The organism is Aureitalea marina (assembly GCF_002943755.1).
Classification (GTDB): Bacteria; Bacteroidota; Bacteroidia; order Flavobacteriales; family Flavobacteriaceae; genus Aureitalea; species Aureitalea marina.
Genome location: NZ_MQUB01000001.1, coordinates 1,934,649 through 1,953,911, shown reverse-complemented (window position 1 = coordinate 1,953,911; position 19,263 = coordinate 1,934,649). Strand labels below are relative to the sequence as shown.

General features: G+C 46.2%; 15 protein-coding genes and 1 pseudogene. 7 read left to right on the top strand and 9 right to left on the bottom strand.

Annotated elements, in window-relative coordinates; all coding sequences use genetic code 11:
- The first annotated feature begins 58 nt into the window (after positions 1 to 58).
- Complete coding sequence (locus BST85_RS09015; protein WP_104812943.1) at positions 59 to 1,189, top strand: hypothetical protein; 1,131 nt, start codon at positions 59 to 61, stop codon at positions 1,187 to 1,189.
- 7 nt (positions 1,190 to 1,196) lie between these two features.
- Here the strand turns inward: BST85_RS09015 and BST85_RS09010 are convergent, their stop codons facing one another.
- The 6 genes and pseudogenes from BST85_RS09010 to BST85_RS14585 all read right to left on the bottom strand — a co-directional run bounded on the left by BST85_RS09010 (position 1,197) and on the right by BST85_RS14585 (position 8,817).
- Positions 1,197 to 1,979 carry a toxin-antitoxin system YwqK family antitoxin gene (locus tag BST85_RS09010; protein ID WP_104812942.1) on the bottom strand — a complete coding sequence of 261 codons (783 nt, stop codon included), beginning with the start codon at positions 1,977 to 1,979 and terminating at the stop codon, positions 1,197 to 1,199.
- A gap of 74 nt (positions 1,980 to 2,053) precedes the next feature.
- Positions 2,054 to 3,720: pseudogene (locus tag BST85_RS09005) on the bottom strand (formate--tetrahydrofolate ligase).
- Positions 3,721 to 4,075: 355 nt separating this feature from the next.
- Positions 4,076 to 4,591 (bottom strand): hypothetical protein, encoded by a 516-nt coding sequence (locus BST85_RS09000; RefSeq protein ID WP_104812941.1) that lies wholly within the window; start codon positions 4,589 to 4,591, stop codon positions 4,076 to 4,078.
- 441 nt (positions 4,592 to 5,032) lie between these two features.
- Positions 5,033 to 6,721, bottom strand: a complete 1,689-nt coding sequence (lysS, locus tag BST85_RS08995; protein WP_104812940.1) for a lysine--tRNA ligase — start codon at positions 6,719 to 6,721, stop codon at positions 5,033 to 5,035.
- A gap of 74 nt (positions 6,722 to 6,795) precedes the next feature.
- Positions 6,796 to 7,683 carry a TlpA family protein disulfide reductase gene (locus tag BST85_RS08990; protein WP_104812939.1) on the bottom strand — a complete coding sequence of 296 codons (888 nt, stop codon included), beginning with the start codon at positions 7,681 to 7,683 and terminating at the stop codon, positions 6,796 to 6,798.
- Positions 7,684 to 7,767: 84 nt separating this feature from the next.
- Positions 7,768 to 8,817, bottom strand: coding sequence for a helix-turn-helix domain-containing protein (locus BST85_RS14585; protein WP_104812938.1), 1,050 nt, complete (start codon positions 8,815 to 8,817; stop codon positions 7,768 to 7,770).
- Between the two features lie 85 nt (positions 8,818 to 8,902).
- On the opposite strand from BST85_RS14585, the gene BST85_RS08980 reads away from it, so the two are divergent.
- From BST85_RS08980 to lipB, 3 genes are read left to right on the top strand one after another with little or no spacing between them, the layout of a single operon-like run.
- Positions 8,903 to 9,061, top strand: a complete 159-nt coding sequence (locus BST85_RS08980) for a YqaE/Pmp3 family membrane protein (RefSeq protein ID WP_104812937.1) — start codon at positions 8,903 to 8,905, stop codon at positions 9,059 to 9,061.
- A gap of 3 nt (positions 9,062 to 9,064) precedes the next feature.
- A complete protein-coding gene (locus tag BST85_RS08975; RefSeq protein ID WP_104812936.1) occupies positions 9,065 to 9,805 on the top strand; it encodes a hypothetical protein in 741 nt (246 codons plus the stop codon).
- 2 nt (positions 9,806 to 9,807) lie between these two features.
- The gene (lipB, locus tag BST85_RS08970) at positions 9,808 to 10,503 is read left to right on the top strand and encodes a lipoyl(octanoyl) transferase LipB (RefSeq protein ID WP_104812935.1); all 696 of its coding nucleotides are present in this window, start codon (positions 9,808 to 9,810) and stop codon (positions 10,501 to 10,503) included.
- Between the two features lie 7 nt (positions 10,504 to 10,510).
- On the opposite strand, the gene BST85_RS08965 is transcribed toward lipB, so the two are convergent.
- Both BST85_RS08965 and BST85_RS08960 read right to left on the bottom strand, forming a co-directional pair.
- Positions 10,511 to 12,943: a hypothetical protein gene (locus BST85_RS08965; RefSeq protein WP_104812934.1), complete on the bottom strand. Its 2,433-nt coding sequence runs from the start codon at positions 12,941 to 12,943 to the stop codon at positions 10,511 to 10,513.
- A 77-nt stretch (positions 12,944 to 13,020) separates the two neighbouring features.
- Positions 13,021 to 13,620, bottom strand: a complete 600-nt coding sequence (locus BST85_RS08960) for a ribonuclease HII (protein ID WP_104812933.1) — start codon at positions 13,618 to 13,620, stop codon at positions 13,021 to 13,023.
- Positions 13,621 to 13,679: 59 nt separating this feature from the next.
- Here BST85_RS08960 and BST85_RS08955 point away from each other — a divergent pair, with 59 nt between their 5' ends.
- A complete protein-coding gene (locus tag BST85_RS08955) occupies positions 13,680 to 15,647 on the top strand; it encodes a putative porin (protein WP_104812932.1) in 1,968 nt (655 codons plus the stop codon).
- A gap of 9 nt (positions 15,648 to 15,656) precedes the next feature.
- Here the strand turns inward: BST85_RS08955 and BST85_RS08950 are convergent, their stop codons facing one another.
- A complete protein-coding gene (locus BST85_RS08950; RefSeq protein WP_104812931.1) occupies positions 15,657 to 16,799 on the bottom strand; it encodes an acyl-CoA dehydrogenase in 1,143 nt (380 codons plus the stop codon).
- A 92-nt stretch (positions 16,800 to 16,891) separates the two neighbouring features.
- Here BST85_RS08950 and BST85_RS08945 point away from each other — a divergent pair, with 92 nt between their 5' ends.
- Both BST85_RS08945 and BST85_RS08940 read left to right on the top strand, forming a co-directional pair.
- Complete coding sequence (locus BST85_RS08945) at positions 16,892 to 17,953, top strand: anhydro-N-acetylmuramic acid kinase (protein WP_104812930.1); 1,062 nt, start codon at positions 16,892 to 16,894, stop codon at positions 17,951 to 17,953.
- A gap of 63 nt (positions 17,954 to 18,016) precedes the next feature.
- Positions 18,017 to 19,243 (top strand): Glu/Leu/Phe/Val dehydrogenase dimerization domain-containing protein, encoded by a 1,227-nt coding sequence (locus tag BST85_RS08940; protein ID WP_104812929.1) that lies wholly within the window; start codon positions 18,017 to 18,019, stop codon positions 19,241 to 19,243.
- Positions 19,244 to 19,263 lie beyond the last annotated feature (20 nt).

The window sequence follows — 19,263 nt, the reverse complement described above, 5'->3', positions numbered from 1 at the left end:
TTGTTGGATTACAACTGGCTCATTGTTTTGCTTTTAATTAACTTTGTTAACTGCTGCTATGATGAAGAAATTTTTGATTCTCTCTTTCCTGATTGCCTTTGTTGGTTGTGATGTGGGCGATGATGACGCGACCACCGCAACAGACACCGAACAGGATTCCGAAGATACTAATGGAGAAAACCCGGATCGAACCGTCAATTTTGACCTGACCGTTCTGTCCAGACCAGTTAATGCCGTTTATTCCAGTGTTGTTCTTACCGAAGGTGAAATACAGGGTCCTGTACTCAATTTGAATGAGGACATGAACATGGATACTGGTGTAGTTTTTCGTTCAGAGCCTCCCAACCTGATCTTTTACCGCCCAAGTTTCTTTAATCGAGTTTGGGTACGGGATGTAAGGACAGGTGATTCAAGCCCGTTCAACGAATTTTTTCAGCCGGAGGTGGATCCGGTAAGTATCTCTACTGTGGCAAGCTCAAGTCATATTGTTACATTCTATAGGGATCGATTCAATGAAGATATTTACAGAATGGATAGCTACAATATGGCCGAAGGAGTAGAGGCGCCACTTTACGAGACTCTAGAAGCACTTTCTACGGTACATATTGACCGGAACAAATTCATGCTGACCTATGTAGACCAGGATCAGCGATTAATCCTGGAAGCCTTCGACCTGAATTCTCGGACCAAGGTCCTGGAAACGGATATCACCAGCCTGATCGGGTATACCTTCTCTGGAGACTTTATCTATTTATTCGGGAATGGGGTGGTCCGTATTTTTGATTACAATATCGGCAAACTGGGTAGTCCGCAGGGAATACTGGAGAACATCAACAGAGGAGGCTTCTTCGATACCGAGTTGGTCGGCAACAGACTGTATTATCGATTTGCGTATGCGCAACCCAATCTACTGATCGAGGGTCCGGCATACTATGACCTTGACCAGGGGGCCAACACCATATTCGATCTCTTCACCTTTGTGGATTATTTGGAATCCAATGGGCAGAATCTGCTTAATCCAGGACCAATTGAAATCAACTCTGAAGAGGAGGTGATCGTCTTTGCTTATTCCTACATAGAAGCCGGAAACACCGAAGCCCAGTGGGCCGTGGCTTATCTGGATTACGGACTACAACTGATCAAGACCACGGACATACCGATTGAGCCTGCCGCCTTGGTCCTGCATTAAATCACAATCAATTATCGTATTGTGCAATCCCTTGGATCACTTCCAGGGTCTGTGTGACTTCTCCATCTGGGCCATAGAAGATAACTGTGCCATTGCCCTTGTCCAGGGTGCCTGGGTCCATAGGATTTCCTGAACCATCGAAGGCAGAAACGGATTTCACCATCTTACCTTGGTTCCAGATGATCTGGGCACTCATTTGCCCATTGTCAAAATAGTAATTCCACTCCCCATGCTGGTTGTCCAGCATAAGGTCACCTTCTTCTAACTTTTGCCCGTTCTCATAATAGAGAACAGAACTAGTGGCAACACCATCAGCATTAAATTCCAGAATTGATTTCAATGTATTGGTGGGATAGAACGATTCCCATTTACCAATTTTCCGTCCGTCGTTATAATTCCCTTTAACGGCTACTTGTCCGTCGGGAAAATACTCGATACACTCTCCGTGCGGGTTACCGTTTAGATGGGGTTGACTCACCCGAATGTTTCCAGATTCATAATAGTTGGCTACCATCCCTTCGGGACGACCGTTAACAAAATCGATCTCACTTTCCTTGTTACCGTTCTGATAATATCTGGTCAACCTGCCGTGGGGCTGATTGTTCTTTAGGCGTTGTTCCGAATAGACCTGACCATCCGGATAATAGGTCACTAATTTACTTTCGTTGCCCTGGGTGGTCAATACCTCCTTAACGGCACCATTATCGTAGAATGATTTTTGTTCTTCCTGACCATAAAGTGGGGCGGACAATAGGGCGATCAGGCATAGGGTAAATAGTATACTTCTCATGTCTTTATTTAAACAAATGCGGGAAAAGGTAAGAAAATTCTTCAAAAAAAGGTGCTAAGGCACAAAAGTTTAACCTAAAACAAGCCGCTGATCTGGCCGTCTTCCAGGATCTCGATCCGCTCTGCGGCAGGGGTTCCCGGTAGACCTGGCATGCGCAGGATGTTTCCAGCAATGGGAATGACAAAACCTGCTCCGGTCGCGATCTCGAACTCCCTGATGTGAATATCGAAGTGTTCTGGTCGTCCCAGTTGTTTTTCATCATCACTGAGACTTTTTTGCGTCTTGGCCATACAAATCGGCAATTGGTCATAGCCCCTGGCTTCGAAACGGGCCAACTGCCGTTTCGCCTTGTTGGTCAAAATCACGTTTTCAGCTCCATAAATGGTCTGACAAACTTTTTCCATTTTCAGTCGAATGGGATCGTCCAAAGCGTAAGTCGGAGTAAATGATCTTTGGCATTCTGCAGCCGCTTGAACCACCAGATCTGCCAGATCCAGGCAACCCTGTCCTCCTTTGGCCCACCCCTCCGAAAGGGCAGCCGGTACATGAAGTGATTTGCAGTGATCCAAAAGTGCCTGGTTTTCGGCCTCGGTGTCCGAACTAAAGGAATTGATAGAGACCACAACAGGAATCCCAAAGCTCTTCAAGCTGGTTATGTGTCGGTCCAAATTGGCAAATCCCCGTTGCAGTGCATCCACATCTTCATCGGTCAGTTCACTTAGCGGTTTTCCTCCGTGATATTTGAGCGCCCTAATAGTAGCTACCAGTACGACTGCCTTGGGCGATAAGCCCGCAGCCCGACATTTGATGTTCATGAATTTTTCAGCACCCAGGTCGGCACCGAAACCAGCTTCGGTGATCACGAATTCGCTTAGGCTCAATCCCATTTTGGTTCCGAGAATAGAGTTGGTTCCCTGGGCGATATTGGCAAAAGGCCCCCGTGTATGATGGCTGGGTTTCCTTCAAGGGTTTGCACCAGGTTTGGCTTAATGGCATCCTTTAAAAGAACGGCCATTGCTCCTTGGGCGTTTAAATCCCTGGCATGAATCGCCTTTCCGTCCCAGGTGTCACCGATGTAGATATCCCCGCAACGACGGGTCAGGTCTTCCAGATTTCTACTCAGGCACAGAATAGCCATGATCTCCGATGCAGCTGTAATGTCAAACCCGGTCTCCCGTGGGATGCCACCGGATTTTCCACCTAAGGCTGCCACGATATTTCGGAGCCCCCGGTCGTTCATGTCGATACAGCGTTTCCAGCTGACCGTTCTGGGGTCTATGCCCAGAGAACGGGTCTTGCTTTGGATATTATTGTCAATTAAGGCAGCCAACAAATTGTTTGCCTTTTCAATGGCATTGAAGTCTCCGGTAAAATGGAGGTTGATATCTTCCATTGGGATCACCTGACTCCAACCTCCGCCAGCCGCTCCTCCTTTAATTCCAAATACAGGTCCTAAGCTAGGTTCCCGAATCACCACCATGGATTGTTTCCCCCTTAAGTTAAGGGCGTCAGTCAGTCCGATACTCGTGGTGGTCTTTCCTTCACCGGCTGGTGTGGGAGAAATGGCGGTTACCAGGATGAGGTTATTGGCATTCACTTTTTCCTGGTCGATGAGCGACAGGGGAAGCTTGGCCTTGTCCTGACCGTAATACTCCAGATCTTCTTCTGGTATTGCGAGCCCTTCGGCTATCTTTCGTATGTGCTTGGGTGTTATCTGCTGGGCGATCTGAATATCGGTCATGGACAGGATTTTAGTTCCTCAAAGATAGCGATCGGATTTACCGAAACCATGAGTTATATCATACAGGTAAGGCGGTTTATTCCACCATCAGACCATCATCTGTATTCTCGACTTTAGCCAGCTTGTTCTTTCTGAGCTCCTTAATGGCTTTCTTCCACTTCTTGTTGGATAATCCAACCTGATCGTTCAAGTGAGTTTAGAGCGTCTTGACAAATAAGTGACCAATCCGGGATCAAGTTCAGAGGTGTATGAACTGGAAAATGTTATGTAAAATAGAAACCGGGATAAACCCGGTTTCAAAAAGAAAATATTTTAACTATGCCTTGATGGTCATATACTGTATAACGGAAGTTTTTTATAATTCAATCCCTAAAGCTTTCATTTCGTCCCTCAACAATTCCATTTCCTCAAAATCAACAAAACCGAAATCGTCTATCTCCTCATTGTCTGAATCTACCTCTTCAAATCCCAGAGCTACCATTTCCTCTCTTAGCAATTCCGATTCCTCAAAATCGACATACCCGAAATCGCCTATCTCTTCGTTTTCTGAATCTACCTCTTCGAAACCTAGAGCTACCATTTCCTCTCTTAGCAATACCGATTCCTCAAAATCGACATATCCGAAGTCGCCGATCTCTTCGTTTTCTGAGTATTCCTTTTCAAATCCCAGAGCTACCATTTCCTCTCTTAGCAATTCCGATTCCTCAAAATCGACATACCCGAAATCGCCTATCTCCTGATCGTCTGAGCCTGCCTTTTCAAACCCTAGCGCTTCCATTTCCTGATTCAGCAATTCCATTTCCTCAATATCAACATATCCGAAATCTCCTATCTCCTCATGCGTTGTGTCGGTTTGCGCTAATGCACCCACCAGACAATCTGTTTTTTTCTGGCACTTATTAAATTCCTCGCAGCTTGTTGATGTTTTGTCTTTAACAACTGGATCGTTGTTCGCGGATAAAGTTGTTCCTGCAAGTAAAGTGATCGCGAGGACGAAATGTTTTACGGTTGTCATGATTGTACGTCTTAAATTCATAATTGATTGATTGACTAGAAGACTCTCATTGGAAGGTATTTGTTACTGAACTACGGGTAATTTAACTGATTGTTAACCAACCTTAACTAAAATTAACCGGACGATATAATCCTTTAAGAGATCATTATGTATTCTATGGTGACCAATCCGTGACTGTCAACACTAGTTTATTTGCTGCGGTCTGCTCCATAAAGCAATAAAAAAGGATTTACGTGTATGTAAATCCTTTTCTTATATCAGAAATCTTTCGACCGCTCTCAGGGAGACATTTTGATATTAAACCATCTCAACAAACAGACCTTCATCGGTCTTTTCGACTTTCGCTAGCTTGTTCTTGGTTAGTTCTTTGATGGCCTTATCCCACTTTTTGTTGGAGAGCCCGGCTTGGGTCTTTAGGTCGTTTAGCGACATCTGCTGGGCATTTTTGAGCAGTTCTAGAACATTCTTCGCCTCATCACTCAGTGCGACTTGCTTTACCTCCGGTTTCATTTGCGGGAAGAAAAGAACTTCCTGTATAGACTGGTTATCTGTCATGAACATGGTCAGCCGATCAATTCCAATCCCGATTCCCGAGGTTGGAGGCATACCGTATTCCAGTGCCCGAAGGAAATCCTGGTCGATGAACATGGCTTCGTCGTCACCTTTTTCAGATAGTTTGAGTTGATCTTCAAAGCGCTCCCGCTGATCAATTGGATCGTTAAGCTCGGTATAGGCGTTTGCCAGTTCTTTTCCGTTTACGATTAGTTCAAAACGTTCTGTAAGGCCTTCCTTTGTTCTATGTTTTTTAGTCAGCGGGCTCATCTCTACCGGGTAGTCAATGATGAAGGTGGGCTGAACGTACAGATGCTCACAGGTTTCGCCAAAGATCTCATCGATCATCTTGCCGATTCCAAAGGTCTCATCGACCTCGATGCCCAGCTTTCCGCAAACTTCACGGACCTCATCCTCGCTTTTCTGGTAGAGATCGTGTCCGGTATGTTCCTTAATGGCATCCAGGATTCCGACCCGTTGATAAGGCGCTTTGTAATCGATCTTCTTGCCGTCAAAGGTCACTTCAGTGGTTCCGTGTAGTTCCATGGCGATGGTCTCCAGTAATTGCTCTGTCGTATCCATCATCCAGTTGTAGTCTTTGTAGGCCGCATACATCTCCATCACGGTGAATTCCGGATTGTGGGTCCGGTCCATGCCTTCATTACGGAAGTCCTTGGCAAACTCATACACCCCGTCAAAACCACCTACAATCAGTCTCTTTAAATAAAGCTCGTTAGCAATCCTCAAATACAGAGGTATGTTCAAGGCGTTGTGATGAGTCACAAATGGCCTGGCCGCAGCCCCACCCGGAATAGGCTGTAGTATGGGAGTTTCCACTTCCAAAAAGCCCATGTCGTTATAGAACCTGCGGATGGTGTTGGTCAGTTTGGTCCTTTTGATGAAGGTGTCCTTTACTTGTGGGTTCACCACCAAATCAGCATACCGCTGCCGGTATCTCAGTTCCGGATCGTTGAATTCATCGTGCACATTTCCTTCACTATCTGTTTTAGGTAAGGGTAGTGGCCGTAGGGATTTCGCCAATAAGGTAAAATTCTTCACCATGACAGTAGGTTCGCCTACCTGAGTGGTAAAGAGTTCACCCTCTATCCCAATAAAATCACCGATGTCCAGCAACTTCTTGTACACATCGTTGTACAGGGTTTTGTCCTCTCCAGTACAGATCTCATCCCGGTTAAAATAAACCTGTATCCGGCCCTCACTATCTTGTAGTTCGGCGAAACTCGCTTTTCCCTGAATGCGTCTGGACATCAATCTCCCAGCCATTTTGACTTGAAGCCCTTCCTGGAAGTCGGACTTGACCTGGGAAGTCATCTGATCCACGGGATACAATTCCGGTGGATACGGATCGATGCCCATGGCTCGTAATTGGGCCAATTTCTCTCGTCTTACGCGTTCCTGTTCGGTGAGTTGCATGGGTTGCTGTTTTGAGTCAGCAAAATTAGCCCATTTCCAAGGAATATTTACAAAAGAAAACTAAAAACCGGTACCTAACGCTGCTCTTCACCCAGGCTGGCCAATAGTTTCTTGGCTTGTTTGTTCTCTGGTTGCTGTACGAGCAGATTTTCCAAGGTCTTTCTTGCCTCTGCAAGCATACCTGCCTGTTTTTGTCTTTTGCCCAAATTGAGCATGGCATAGGCTTCTTCAGGGTAGATCAGGGTATTGAATTGGGCCACGGCCAAGGCCTTTTCCTGCATTCCGGCAGCTTCCAGAACGGCGGAATAGGTTGTGAGCTCATATACAGACTCTAGTGTCTGCCTATATTCTGGGACGACGTCTTCCATTTGCGTCCTAAATTTTTGCACCCCCAGATCGTCGATCAATGCGTCCAGAAGATCGACTGCTGCATAATGGGATTGGTAGTTACCTTCCAAGATCGCGAGTAGATCTTCTTCCAGACTAAGTTGGGGATGCTCGACTATTCGCCCTACTTCCTTTCCATCTTTGGAAAGGATCAGGGTAGGTACCCGATGAATGTTTAGTCCCCGCTCTTCTGCTCCCGGACTTTGTTTGTAGGTCTCGGAGTCCGGACTTACCGCAATGGCAGTCATTCTCTCCATGGGGTAGTCGGCAGTTTCGAGTAAACTGTAAAGGCGAGGCACTTCTCTTTTACTGTCGCCGCACCAGGTTCCCATAAATAATGTCAAATCGTATTCTCCCAGTTGTCCGTGGAGTTTTTCGAGGGTCTCTGCTTGGGCTTGATAATCGCTTTTACGTTCCAGGAACCAGCTGGAAAACGGAGCTTCGGACAGTCCTTGTTGGTCAATGGGACCTAGAAGTATGACGCGATCTCTGCTGTCTGTTGTTTGCTGATTGATTGTTTGGGCTACAAGGGCCGATCCGGTTAGGAACAGGGATAATAGGAGTATTGATCTCATGTTTTTTTTTCTGCAATATGGGATCAAATGCCCCGGGAGGGCAAGGAAACGGGGATGGAAATCGGGACTAGACCCCCGGTGGATTTATCCCCAGAGGGATTTTACATCTGCTCGCGAACCAACTCCTAATTTGCGATAGAGATTGTTGATATGCGTCTTTACGGTACTGAGACTAATGTGTAATTCCGAGGCAATCTCTTTGTTGGTCTTGTCGTCAACGATGAGCTGCAAAATGGTTCGTTCTTGCTGAGAGAGATTCGAAAGTACCAAACTCTTTCCTTTAGGGGTGATGTTCTTTTGCCGGATCAGATAGAAATTGACACCCAGTGATATAAGGAGAATTACTATCAACGACCAAAGCATCCAGCTGTCAAGACTCCACTTCAGACCTGTAGTGACTTGGTCTGCTTTCAATTCTGACCTTAGTTGTTTGCCATAGTTACTTCCCGGTAGTTGCAGCTCCAATCTGTCTGCCAGTTGGTCAAATCCGGCATCATCCAAATGGTCTAAGTAATGCTGGTAAAAGGGCGAGCGACGGTCGCTCACTATGCTGTAAATGTAGAGTTGTGCCAGTGGATGACCCAGTTGCTGTCCAAATTCACTGAAGCGATCAAACCAATTCACCGTATTCATTTCCTGGTTTGTCGCACTGCGATAACTTCCAAAGTCGAAAAGCATGTCATTCTTGAGGGAATCAACCCGCATAAGCATCGAACTTTCGTCGCGGCCGGAAGAGATCTTGCAGAAAATTTCGTCTTCGGAATTAAGTGGAAGGGATAGGGTGTCGTTTCTACTAGCTATAAACAGAATCTCCCGGCTATTGACACATTGACCGTTGAAATGACTAGCCTGGTCTTCGTCCTCAGGGCATAGCGAGAGATGGATCCGATAGATCCGGTCTTCTTTAGGAAGATTGTCACCCTGAAAACTAAAGAAACCACTGGAGTCTGGTACGGCCCTGGCAATGATCTGTTCCGGGTATACCCCGCTTATCTTCCGATAGTCATCTATCAGCGAAAGAAATATTTCACTCTGACCTGTGGTGTCCACATGACCAGAAAAAACATGCTGCGCCCTTAGCTGGCTTCCAAGGCTAAGAAGCAATATGAGAAGATAGGGCAAGGGCAATTTCATACCCGAATATAGCTAATTGCCCGATGTAACAAAAGCCCGATCAGCTGTACTGATACCATGGATATTAATCGTAAATTTGTAGTCTATGAGCATATGGCGTGTTTTGCTAGCCATTTTGTTTCCCCCACTGTCGGTTTTGGATAAGGGTTGCGGTTCTATAGTGATCGTACTTATCCTAACATTATGTGGTTGGATACCCGGAGTGATAGCAGCACTAATTATTTTGAATAACCCTAATCGATAAGTTTTGATCTACCGTTTCTTTTTCGCTTTAGCCCTTGTTTTAGTTGCCAGTAGTTGTCAGTTTGTAGAAACCATGGAAGTCCGTGAAGACGGCTCTGGTAAAATTGCCGTGTCCATGGATATGAGCGAGATGATGACCTTGAGCCAGTTGGCACAGGACAGCACCCTTACCAAGACAGATACCATTATCCGAATGCGGGATTTCCTCGAACAAAAGAAAGATAGCATCGCAACGCTACCTGCTGAGGAACAAAAGCGTCTAAAGGAATTGGAGGACTTTAGCTTCCGTACCTACATGGATCCAGATGGTGGAAAGATGGACATTGAAGTCTTTACGGAGTTTGACCGTGTCGATGAGATTGGGGATCTGATGGCTGCCTTTGAGAAAAGTGGAGATTTTATGAGTGGTTTCTCTCAGGATGAAAACAGTCAATCTGCAGGAGATTCTTCCGAAGGTCTGATCGGGGTTAAGTTCAGTATGAAGAATGGTGTCTTTAAACGAGACGCATTTATTCGTGATCCACAAAAGCACAAACAACAAATGGACAGCGTAGCCTCCGCCGAAAGCTTTTTGGAAGGCATGCGATACACCTTGAGATATACCTTCCCAAAGCGTATCAAGAATGCCTCTGCAAAGGATGCTAAATTGAGCCTGGATGGCAAGACCATTGAGGTTGACCGTTCTTTCTTGGCTTATTTTAAAGATCCCGACATACTTGATCTAGAGGTCGAACTAGAAGACTGATCATGAATAAACAGGTTCAGGTAGAGGATCTCGGATACCGAGATTATAAAGAGACCTGGGACTACCAGGAGGATCTCTTTAAACAGATACTGGATACCAAGATCACCAACCGGAGGCAGGGAAAGGAACTGCCGACGTCCAATCATTTCTTGTTTGTAGAACATCCACATGTCTATACATTGGGTAAGAGTGGGGATTTTGATAATCTTCTAGTTGATGAGGCCAAACTCCAAGAGATCGGGGCTAGTTTCTACAAGATCAATCGGGGAGGGGACATCACCTATCACGGTCCGGGTCAGATAGTCGGTTATCCGATCCTGGATCTAGAGAACTTCTTTACCGACATTCATCGCTATCTCCGAACCTTGGAAGAGATGATCATCCTAACCTTGGACGAATACGGGATCAAAGGACAGCGTTCGCCCGGAGAAACGGGTGTTTGGTTAGATGTGGGAACCCCATTTGCCCGAAAGATCTGTGCCATGGGTGTGCGTGCCAGTCGTTGGGTGACCATGCACGGTTTCGCCTTCAACGTCAATGCTGACCTCGGGTATTTCGATCATATGATCCCGTGTGGTATCAAAGACAAGGCCGTTACCTCTTTAAATGTAGAGTTAGGCAGGGAAAAAGTCTCCATGGAAGAGGTCAAAGGCAAACTGCTTGAGCATTTTAACCAACTGTTCGAAACTCAGTCATAGTACTAGCCTAATCGATCTGGTATAGGATGATCTCTCGATCTCCTCCTTTCACCAAGGCATTGAGCTTTCCATTCCTGTTGGCATCTCCCAAGTCTATCGCTCCCTGTCCAAATACCGGGAATCCATTGATGACGCTTCCTTGCTGATCGATGAGGTAGGCTTTGTTGTCTTGGGTCTCTGTTACGGTGACAAAGTAATTCCGGTTTCGACTGAAGATGCCCGGTGAGGTGTAGATCCCGTAAGGCAGTTCGACCAAGCGACCGTTGATCCGCAGCAGGTTGTCGTCCATGGTAGCCTTAACTTTAGCTTCCATATTGAACCAATAGGAATTGGAAACGTTCAATGGCTGTGAACGGACTGTTCCACTTTGGGTGATGCTGTGCTTAACCTTGTCCTTGGTAATAACCACAAAGGTGGAGCCTTCTTGTTCCAGCGGGTTCTCTCCAAATTCGAAGTTCTGTTCTACTTTGATCCTTTCTTTACCTCTTCTACTCAGAATATTGAGCTTGCCAGAATCTTCTGCGAACAGCAGATAATCGCGTTGGTCCATCCTGATGTGTACAGGGGGTAAGGCAATGGGGGAGGATGCTCTGTCAAATCCAAAACCTTTGACCGTTTTACCTTGACGGTCGTACATATGAACCTCTTCTCCCTGTACGATCACGAAACGGTAATTTCTATTGCGGTCGTAGTCAAATAAGGCCAGGGGTTGAGTGATCTCATCCCTGAATTGTTTAGGAAAAGGGGCAACGGCATTTCCATTGCGATCCAGAACGTGTAACCCTCGTGTAGTGGTAAAAGCCAACTGTTTCTTTCCATTGCGTAAGATGTCGACCTCCTTGACCCTGCCAAGGATGGGTTCGCTCAAAGCCTTGCTCCAAAGTATCTTCCCGCCGCTGGATATCAGATGTAGGGTATTGGTCACATCCTGGACGACGATGTCCTTTCCGCCGGTACGATGATTACTAAAGAAAACCGGATCACCTAATATATCCTGATCCAAATTGATGTGTGTGATCTCCGAGACGCTACCACTTGTACTTACGGTCTCAGCCTGCCTTTGTTGCCCGATCAGGTTAACATGGGCAAAGTCCCTATCGTAGCTCATCTGGATAATATTCAGGGGATAGGTCTTAAGATTTGTGGGAGCTAGTCCAAACCAATTGGCAAAGGGAGCTTTTCCGGGATCATCGGTTTGCACCAAATAATAAGAAGCCGAAGAACTGATACGGTCTGCGGCGATCTGGAAATCCGAAGAGCTATCCAGGCAATTATTCTGCTGACTACAGGATATAATGGACTCGGCCAATCCTCTGTTTGAACAAATGATCAGGTGTTCATTCAATTGAAAGGCCAGTTTTAACGACCGGGCAGAAACCAGTGGTTGGAGCAAATCAGATAGCCAATTGGCCTGGGAGAAATCATAGAGTTCAATCTCACGATAAGTCTCGTTTTGGGTCATGAAAGATGCTATTTCCAGCCAGGACTGGTCAATATCCAGACTGTGCATGATGACGGCCTGATGGTCACCTCGGTCAATCACCGTAATCTCATTTATACTCTCAAAGACGGCTTGTATGCTGTCTGCGATAAAGCGTTCTGATCGGTAATTGGCCAGGTTCTCAAACAACCGTTCGTCGTCGCTATACGTAAACCCTGTGACCGATTCGACATCTCTGGGAATACGGTACAAGCTGTTAATTGGTTGAGGATTTAAGCCGTCGAATAGTCTGACAAATTGATCCGTACTATCACGTGCCAGTACAACACCATGTGCCTCAATTCCCTCCGGAAGATATCGCGTTTCCATAGCCACCCAGGAAGCAAAATCCATCTGGGTGGAATCTCTGTTAAAGAGGCCATCTGCTCTTCTGGCCATACCTACTTCACCTCCAGCATCAATCTGCAATATGCGTTCAAGAAGAGAATCCTGAGCGATAGATCTGTTCAATCCCTCCTTCAGCCAAAGTTGGGAATCGGATAAGATTAAAATACTATCCTGAAGGCTTTTGTAATAAGTGTTTTGACCCAAGACCAACTGACTAATGTATTGCTCTGCAGGAATTCCTTTTTCTTGCAAGCCCTCCACAGAGTTTAAAAGTTCAGGATTTTCCCTGAGATCCGTAATGATCAACATAGGACTCAGGCTATCGTTCAATCTGGTCATGGCCAGATAGGATCTGGAGTCTACCTTTAATAATTGGAGTAATTCACGGGAGTCCAATAAGCTGTTATAAATGGACCCTTGATCCGCAGCCTCAATAAGATCATTGTTGGTCAGGTCTGCCAGGAGCTCATCCAGGTTGTCAAATCTCCAGACATAATCTGCGTTCGCGGGGACATAGGTAAACAGGTCACGATTTTGGTCTGCTCTGTTATTGCAGGCCATTAGCGTAACAAGTCCAATCCCCAATAATAATCTGGTCCAGGTCAATCGCATATGTAAAAATAAAAAGGATGCATGCACGCTGGTTCGGTTACAAGCAGCAGTTATTGACTACTTTTTAACAGCTAACGCTAAAGTTCCAGTTTTAATTGAGTTGGGAGAAGTTTAAAGCTCATCCGGTGATAAGGGGTGGGGCCGAATTCTGAAATGGCTTCTCGATGGGACGCTGTCGGATACCCCTTGTTGGACTCCCAGCCGTATTGAGGAAACTCTGAAGCGATCCTGGCCATATACTCATCCCGATAGGTCTTGGCCAATACGGAGGCAGCTGCAATATGCAGGTAACGTGAATCTCCTTTGATCACACATTGGTGCTGCTTGCCTGGAAGTTCGATAAACTTGTTGCCATCCACCGCAATGAAACCCGGCTGAGGATCCAATTGAAGTATGCTCCGTTGCATGGCCAGAATAGAGGCCTTTAAAATATTGATCTGATCGATCTCTTTGGGATGAATGTGGCACACCTGATAGGAAATGGCTTCCCGTTGGATCTCTATTCGTAGGGCATTCCGTTGTTTGGTGCTGAGTTGTTTAGAGTCATTCAGGATGGGATGGTCGTAATCCGGAGGAAGGATGACCGCCGCTGCCGTAACCGGTCCGGCCAGGCAACCTCTACCGGCCTCGTCCGTTCCGCACTCGATCAACTCTTCCTGGATTCGGGACTGCAGCATAATTAAAATTAAGGAATTCCATTCAAAAGTATACCTTTGCTGCATAAGTCCGCAGCTGTATGTTTAAAAGGCTTGTCCTTGTTGTTTTTATTGGCTTTTCGACCGTTTGTTGGGCCCAAGATAAGGGACTGAGAATTAACCAGAATGTGCCACCTCCTAACGTCGGTCAGGGCAAGGATAATGACCAGGAGGAACAAGGATTTCTGGATAAGAATAATATCAGAAGGGCACCCATTGACCTGTATAAGATCATTTCCCACGATCGGGATACCACTTTCCTGGATACTACACAAAGTATTCAGAAAGAATACAAGTTCAATTATCTGAGACGAGATCGGTTTGAGCTGCTGCCATTTAACAATGTCGGACAGACCTACAATACCCTGGCATACAACTTCGACTCCAATCATCTGAAACCGAGATTCGTCGCCCAATCCCATCATTTTAATTATCGGGATATGGAAGACATGAATTACTTCAATGTCCCGACACCTTTAACGGAATTGTACTTTAAAACAGCCTTTGAACAAGGACAGCAGTTGGATGCATTTTTTACGGTTAACACCAAAAAGAATTTCAACTTTTCGGTGGCGTACAAAGGGTTGCGATCCCTAGGGAAGTACCAACATGCACTGGCTAGCACCGGGAACTTTCGTTTTACTTCCAACTGGGTGGCACCCAATAAACGAACCAGATTCAGGGGGCATATCGCTGCCCAGGATATACTGAATCAGGAAAATGGTGGGCTTACCCCGAGTTCAATTGCCCTATTTGAGGCGAACGACCCTGAATTCCAGGATAGGGGACGGTTGGACGTGAATTTTGAAAATGCCGAGAATAAACTGGAAGGGCTGCGTTTTTTCGGTGAGTTAGAGTACGACCTGATCAAGGATGTGGACAGCACCTCCCAAAATGTTGTGACTTTAGGGGGCTGGGGGATGTATGAAGACAAGTTCTACGAGTACAGACAAAACAGTGCTTATGATGGATTTGGACCGGCCTATGTGGCAACTGACCTGCGTAAAAAGACCAAACTGGAGGATTTCCAAGGAAGTGGTTATGTCCGCTGGGAAAACGATGTGATCGGACAGTTGGGCGGTTATGTGAAATACACGGATTATAATTACGGGTACAATTCGGTGTTGATCCTGGATCAGGGAAGGATCACTAACCGTCTGAAAGGAGACCTGGTAGAGCTGGGTGCGACCTACCAAAAACAGTATCGTCGATTTGAGGTCTTTGGGAAGGGAGCGATCAACCTGGCTGGAGATTTTGACGGCAATTTCTTAGAGGCAGGGATAGGATATCAGCTACAACCAGAAAGCAAGGTGACTGCAACGGCCAGGATTCACTCCGTGGCCCCGGATTTCGGTTTTCTGTTGTACCAAAGTGATTATGTCAATTACAACTGGCAAAATGAACTGAACAACATCAAGACCCAGGAGCTTGAGCTGGATCTGGCCTCCAGCAAATGGTTGGATCTTACAGTGACCTATACCGGTATCGACGACTATACCTACTACCAGATACGGTCCAATGATAGTACACCTAGCCCATCTCAGTTTGGGGAGCGGGTAGATTATGTGAAGGTAAAAGCTGAAAAGGAGTTCCGTTGGCGGAAGTTTGCCCTAATGAATACGATCCTCTTTCAACAGGCCTTGAGCGGAGAAGAGGTATTCAATGTGCCGGAATTCGTTACACGAAATTCCTTGTATTACGAGGACAGGTGGTTTAAAAATGCGCTATTTGTCCAAACGGGCCTTAACTTCACATTCTTCACCGAATACAACATGAATGCCTACGATCCTGTGATCGCCGAATTCTACGTTCAGAATGATGAAAAACTAGGAGCCTTCCCCTTAGTGGACCTGTTCTTTAATGTCAAGGTGAAACAGACCAGGATATTCTTTAAATGGGAGCACTTCAACCAGCTTTTCAGCAGTACCAACAAGCACTTCTCCGCACCGGGCTATCCCTACCGGGACGCGGTCATCCGGTTTGGTCTGGTTTGGAACTTCCTGCTTTAGACCAGAGAACTACTCTTTAAGAACGCTGCGAGAGATCACGATCTTTTGGATCTCGCTGGTCCCTTCGTAGATCTGGGTGATCTTCGCATCTCGCATCAATCGCTCTACGTGGTATTCTTTTACGTATCCGTTTCCTCCATGCACTTGAACTGCCTCGACTGTGGTCTCCATGGCAACTTGTGAGGCGTAAAGTTTGGCCACCGCTCCACTTAGATCGTAGTTATTGCCATTGTCCTTATCCCAGGCTGCTTGCATGACCAAGTGTCGAGCAGCAGTGATCTGGGTATACATGTCGGCTAACTTAAAGGCGATCGCCTGATGGTTGCAAATCTCGGTGCCAAAAGCTTTACGGATCTTGGAGTATTCTTTGGCCAGTTCGTAAGCGCCTGATGCGATTCCAAGAGCCTGGGCAGCAATTCCGATCCGACCACCGCTTAGGGTCTTCATGGCAAATTTGAAACCGAATCCATCTTCACCTATCCTATTCTCCTTAGGTACTTTTACATCATTGAAGTTCAGGGTGTGGGTATCACTCCCCCGGATACCTAGTTTGTCTTCCTTGGGTCCAACCTCAAATCCTTCCCAACTTTTCTCCACGATAAAGGCATTGATTCCTCGGTGTCCTTTTTCACGATCCGTTTGGGCGATGACCAGGTAATAATCTGCGCTTCCACCGTTGGTGATCCAGTTCTTGGTTCCGTTCAGGATGTAATGATCACCCATGTCGATAGCTGTAGTGCGTTGTGATGTTGCGTCACTTCCAGCTTCTGGTTCACTCAGACAAAATGCTCCAAGAGATTCTCCAGTGGCCAGTTTGGTCAAGTATTTCTGTTTCTGCTCTTCGCTCCCGTAGGTTTCGATACCCCAACACACCAGGGAGTTGTTCACGGAAACGATCACCGAACTGGAGGCATCAACCTTGCTGAGCTCTTCCATGGCCAGCACATAAGACAATGTGTCCATTCCGCCACCGCCATATTTTGGATCCACCATCATTCCAAGGAATCCTAATTCACCCATCTTCTTGACCTGCTCTGCAGGAAATTGTTGATGAGTGTCACGTTCTATCACTCCGGGCAGCAATTCCGTACGAGCAAAATCACGGGCTGCATCCCGAATCATGAGGTGTTCTTCTGAAAGATTAAAATCCATAGCGGCAATACGTTAAATTATTTTCAAGAAAAGTGGTGCAAAGATACTTCTTAGTTGCCATTTTTTCAATAAATCCCAATACTTTTACTCATATGTTTAAAGACGTATACAAGGTGGTTGGGGTGATGAGTGGCACCTCTCTGGATGGAGTAGATTGCGCCTACATCCAACTCAGTTTGAGCCCTGATGGGAATTGGGACTATAATTTCCTCAAGACAACCACATTTGAATACGATCATCAATGGCAGGATCGGCTTCGAGATTGCAGTCTACTGGAGGTGGGAGAAGTTAAACAGTTGGAAGATGATTTTACCCAACATTTGATAGATATCCTCCGAGAATTTATCGGTCAATTGAATGGTAGGCCAGACGCTATCTGTAGTCATGGGCATACAGTCTGGCACAGGCCGGAGCTGGGTTACACCAGACAAATTGGGGATGGGCAAGTTTTGGCAACAGCCTTACAATTACCCGTAGTTTGCGATTTTAGAACTCAGGATGTGGCCTTAGGTGGTCAAGGCGCGCCTTTGGTTCCTATAGGTGATCGACTCTTGTTTCACGATTATGAATACTGTCTTAATCTGGGTGGTTTTGCCAATTGTTCCATGGAGAACGATGGGCAACGTTTGGCTTATGATATCTGTCCTGTGAATATTGTGCTAAACCGCTATGCTCAAAAGTTAGGTTATCCCTATGATGACAAGGGGCGACTTGCAGCTTCCGGGAACGTAAATGAATCCTTATTGACCCGCTTGAACAACTTGGCCTATTACCAATTGTCACCACCTAAATCCTTAGGAGTAGAATGGGTTAGTGAGCAAATAGATCCGATTCTAGTGGAGACGGATTTACCGCACTGCGATATGCTCAGGACCCTGGTGGAACATATGGCCGAGCAGATTGCTGGTTCCATTCCGGTTAAGAGTAAGGTCCTGATCACAGGGGGTGGGGCTTACAACGATTTTCTGATCCGTAGGATTCGGGAAGAATGCGAGGCAGAGATTACGATACCTCAGGCCAATCTAATAGAGCATAAAGAAGCCCTGATATTTGGACTATTAGGAGTATTGCGATTCCGCAATGAAGTCAACTGTTTGGCATCGGTTACCGGTGCAAAAAAAAATCATAGCTCAGGCAAGATATTTCACCCCTAAAACCCCGAAAATTTTGGAGAATAGCGCCGGCAAATTTTTATATTTGGCGCTTAACGACAACCTATGAAAGAACTGCTTAAAACCTACGAGAACAAAGCTCCCGAAATTGTTTTTCATTGGCAGGATCCCCTGACCGAGGCCGAAGGCTGGACTGTCATCAATTCCCTTAGAGGTGGTGCTGCGGGAGGAGGAACACGGATGCGCCCGGGATTGGATATGAACGAAGTGCTTTCTTTGGCCAAGACCATGGAGGTGAAATTCACCGTTTCCGGACCTCCCATCGGTGGAGCCAAATCCGGGATCAATTTTGATCCGCATGATCCAAGGAAAAAAGGAGTATTGGAGCGCTGGTATAAGGCAGTCAGTCCTCTGCTCAAAGCGTATTATGGCACTGGGGGAGACCTGAATGTGGACGAGATCCATGAGGTCATACCCATGACAGAGGCAAGTGGCGTCTGGCATCCTCAGGAAGGAGTTTTTAACGGTCATTTCGTGCCTAGTGAGGCAGATAAGATCAATCGTATCGGGCAGTTGCGTCACGGGGTGATCAAGGTAATCGACTCTCCGGAATACTCTCCCGATGTGTATAAACGATATACTGTGGCGGACATGATCACCGGCTTTGGCGTAGCCGAAGCGGTGAAGCACTATTACGATATCTATGGAGGTGAAGTAAAGGGCAAGCGAGCTATTGTACAAGGATTCGGAAATGTCGGATCGGCCGCTGCCTATTACCTGGCACAAATGGGTGCCAGCATAGTGGGTATAATCGATCGGGACGGCGGAATCATTAACAATGACGGCTTCAGCTTTGAAGAGATCAGATCCTTGTTCCTGAATAAGAATGGAAATACCTTGGTGGCTGATAATATGCTGAGTTTTGATCAGATCAACCAAGAGATCTGGAACTGTCGGGCCGATATATTTGCCCCATGTGCAGCCTCAAGGTTGATCACCAAGGACCAGATCGCCAGCCTGATGGACAATGGATTAGAAGTGATCAGTTGTGGAGCCAATGTGCCTTTTGCCGATCCAGAGATCTTTTTTGGGCCGATCATGGAGTTTACAGACGAACGGGTTAGCTTGATCCCGGATTTCATAAGTAATTGTGGGATGGCCAGGGTGTTCGCTTATTTCATGGAGAGTAAGGTCGAGATGACGGACGAAGCTATTTTCAATGATACTTCCCAGACTATCAGACGATCGATCCGTCAAATTTTCGATCAAAACCCTAGCGTAAAGAATATTAGTGAAACAGCTTTTGAAATTGCGTTGAAACAGTTAATTTAGGACAGAACTAAAATCCAACT